The sequence below is a fragment of the Sphingomonas sp. P3_C6 genome, from assembly GCF_056402595.1.
This window is the reverse complement of the sequence record NZ_JBFUHB010000071.1, coordinates 1-603: the sequence shown is the minus strand read 5'-3', so window position 1 is coordinate 603 and position 603 is coordinate 1. Positions and strand designations below refer to the sequence as shown.

General features: G+C 62.7%; 1 pseudogene. It reads left to right on the top strand.

From position 1 onward, the window contains the following. Positions 1–93 precede the first annotated feature (93 nt). Positions 94–603: pseudogene (locus AC1DT7_RS24230) on the top strand (transposase); the annotation flags it as partial.

Here is a 603-nt window from a genome sequence, read left to right as displayed (position 1 = left end):
AGAGCGGGATGACATTTGACTGATTCAAATGGGATTCCCTTTGGTCTGATTTTCTGATTCAAGATGCTGGCTGGAGATCGGAGGCCAGCTAGCATGGCCAAGCCCTATTCGATGGACCTGCGCGAGCGGGTTGTAGCGGCGGTGATGGAGGAGAGCATGTCCTGCCATGCGGCAGCGGCACGCTTTGGCGTAGCGGCGAGCTCGGCGATCAAATGGGTACGGCGTGTGCGTGAGACGGGTAGCGCAGCCCCCGGTCAGATGGGCGGCCACAAGCCCAACATTCTGTCCGGTGCCAATCGCGACTGGCTGCTGGAACGTGCCGCCCGCGATTTCACGTTGCGCGGGCTGGTGGCCGAGCTGGCCGAACGCGGGGTGAAGGTCGACTATGTTCAGGTCTGGCGCTTTGTTCATGCCGAGGGACTGAGCTTCAAAAAAAAGCGTTCTGCCCGCCGAACAGCTCCGGCCGCAGGTGGCCCGGCGCCGCGAGCAGTGGAAGAAGTATCAAGGCCGGCTTGATCCAGCGCGCCTCGTCTTCATCGACGAGACCTGGGCGAAGACCAACATGGCGCCGTTGCGCGGCTGGGCGCCGGTTGGCCAAAGGCC